2 protein-coding genes are annotated in these 2811 nt (G+C 60.0%); one reads left to right on the top strand and one right to left on the bottom strand.

All coding sequences use genetic code 11. The features are described 5' to 3' along the window. Positions 1-92: 92 nt before the first annotated feature. Complete coding sequence (locus ABX749_RS28390; protein WP_372898998.1) at positions 93-686, bottom strand: hypothetical protein; 594 nt, start codon at positions 684-686, stop codon at positions 93-95. Between the two features lie 837 nt (positions 687-1523). On the opposite strand from ABX749_RS28390, the gene ABX749_RS28385 reads away from it, so the two are divergent. Beyond that, entirely contained in the window at positions 1524-2543 is a 1020-nt protein-coding gene (locus ABX749_RS28385; protein ID WP_145221416.1) for a glutamine synthetase beta-grasp domain-containing protein, read from the top strand. Positions 2544-2811 lie beyond the last annotated feature (268 nt).

Below are 2811 nucleotides of genomic sequence, written 5' to 3'. Positions count from 1 at the left end.
GCGGAAAAGGGGTCAGGTACCAAAAATGCGAAGCACCCGTTGGGGCAGTTGGTTTTTGGTACCTGACCCCTTTTCCGCTCGCCACCGGCCGTTCACTGCTGGTCCGTTTCGGGGGTTTCGGCGGTCACTTCGGGCTCCACTTCGGTCTCGGCAGGGGCGATCGGTTCGGGCTCTGCCGGTTCGGCCAGTTCGCCATTTTCCTCCAGCTCGCCGTCACCCTCCAGCTCGGTCTCGAAGTCACTGAACATTTCGGGGACTTCCAAGTCAAACTCGTCGCCGTTTTCCATCACCAGTTTGACGGTCACTTGCTGAGTTTGATTGTTGGTGCGATGGACCAATTTGCCACGACCCTTGTCGCCTTCGATGGTGAACACCATCGCCGTGATCGTCTCGTCCTTGGTCGATTCCTCCATCGCCTCCCTCAAGCTCATCTCGCTGCTTTGGATCGTACCAATCTTCTCCTTCAGGATCGGGTCATCGGCGTATTCTTCCACGGCCACTTGGGCGATCACGCCCGATGCCTGATCCCAGGCGTAGAACATCAGGCCGCAGCAGAGCACGGCGCCAAATAGAAAAACGGCTCCGATGATGCCGAGCACCCACAACCAGGTCTTGCTGCTCTCGGCGGCCGGTCGGCCGAACTGGTCGGGGGCCGTTTCGAAGGGATTGTGTGGAGTTCGTGACATGGGTGGAGCGGATTTGTCGTGCCGGGGTGCAAACGGGATGAATTCCGTGAATCATTAGAACGCCCCTCAGGGCTGGCCGGAAGAGCTGGGGCTTGTGGGTGGATTAATCGCCACCGGAAGGGTGTTCGGGGCGGTGCCGATCCGCGTCGACCTCAGCGGCGACTGGCCGCTGGACCTCGGCGCGCTTCGTTTGGCCCGGTTGCGGCCGGTGGATCGGATCGAGGTTCCGAAGTCAAGGCGAGGGTAATCGCCCGAACGGCGAGCGACGGGTGCCGAGCGGCCCCTTGGTTGTGCATGCGGGGTTCAGTCCACAGGCCGGCAACCGGCAGGGTGGCGCGAGCGGCGGAATGGCCAGCGAAGCGGTGCGGCGACGGTCGGGATCTGGAGGCCGCGGCCAGACCGGTCAACTTTCGTGTTCGGATCCCCGCGAAAGTCAGGCTTACGGGGTGACGAATTGACTCTTTCGTGGTAGAAGAGTTGGGTTATCGTATGTTCTCTGGGAGGTCGACGGCACGTCATTGATTTGACATTGGCGGCGTTCCGTCCACGGGGGCACCGTAGAACATTAGGAGCACGGTTCTTGCGGTAATCCGATCGAAAGATCGGGGTCGGTAATTGCTCAGAGGCGGTTGATACCACACTTGCAACTGGGCGCTGGCCGGATGGCGGAGTGAAGGGTCGGGCGGTTCCTTGGAACCGTGTTGACCGGTTCGCAATTCCATCTCGGATGCGTTAGGTAGACGTAGACATTGTTGTTACATGAAGGCACGTCGCACTTGAAACGACACGTGCTTTCCCAGGTCCACTCGTTTGATTCACCTAGGGAGAATCTGATTTATGACCAAGTGCAAGTTGGAATACATCTGGTTGGATGGCTATCAGCCGACGCAAAGCTTGAGAAGCAAGACCAAGATTATTGAGAATTTCAGTGGAAACGTCGAAGACGCCCCGATGTGGTCGTTCGATGGTTCCTCCACCGAGCAAGCGCCCGGCGGAGCATCGGATTGTCTGCTGAAACCCGTCAAAGTCGTCCGCGATCCGGGCCGCATGGGTACCGGATACTTGGTGATGTGTGAAGTGCTCAATGCCGATGGCACGCCGCACCGCACCAACGGCCGCGCGACGATCGACGATGACGACGGCGATTTCTGGTTCGGTTTCGAGCAGGAATACACGCTTTGGGATCCCGGCACCAACCGGCCGCTCGGATTCCCCGCCGAAGGCTATCCCGGACCGCAAGGACCGTACTACTGCAGCGTCGGCAACGGCAAAGCGGTGGGACGAGAAATCATCGAAGAACATCTCGAGACCTGCTTGGAAGCTGGCTTGAACGTCGAAGGCATCAACGCCGAAGTGATGATGGGCCAATGGGAGTTTCAAGTCTTCTCCAAGGGTGCCAAGGACGCGGGTGACCAAGTCTGGTTGGGCCGCTACATCCTGGATCGGGTCGCTGAAGCCCACGGCGTCGGCATCAATTACCACTGCAAACCCGTCCCCGGCGACTGGAACGGCAGCGGGATGCACGCCAACTTCTCCAACTCGACGCTGCGGACCTGTGGCAGCCAAGAGGTATACGAAGCGATTTGTCAGGCCTTCGAGCCGCGGATCAAGGAGCACATCGACGTCTACGGTGCCGACAACGAACAGCGTTTGACCGGTCTGCACGAAACGCAGTCGATCGACAAGTTCAGCTACGGCGTCTCCGACCGTGGTGCGTCCATCCGAATCCCGATCGGAACCGTCGAAAACGGTTGGAAGGGTTGGTTGGAAGATCGACGTCCCGCCTCCAACGCCGACCCGTACATGGTCGCCAGCGCGATCATCGCGACCGTGAAAACGGCTGGGGTTCCCGCCTAGCGGATCAAACCTCGGGTGATCCCACCCGTGGATGAAACGATACAGAACCCGGCAGCGGATCATCCGTTGCCGGGTTCTTTTCGTTGGCAGTGGGGTAAGCATCCTGCTTGCCGCCGTCGCCGGCAGCGTATTTTGGCACTGAAGGACGTAGCGGAGCGGCGCGAGCCGTCCGGTTTCAGCATGAGAACACCGTGAAAGACCGGAGGGCTCGCGCCCTGCCGCTAACAAACACTGGCGGAGGTAGCGGAGCGGCGCGAGCCGTCCGGTG

Source organism: Stieleria sp. (assembly GCF_041595215.1).
Lineage (GTDB): Bacteria > Planctomycetota > Planctomycetia > Pirellulales > Pirellulaceae > Stieleria > Stieleria magnilauensis.
This window is presented reverse-complemented; position numbering and strand designations above follow the sequence as displayed.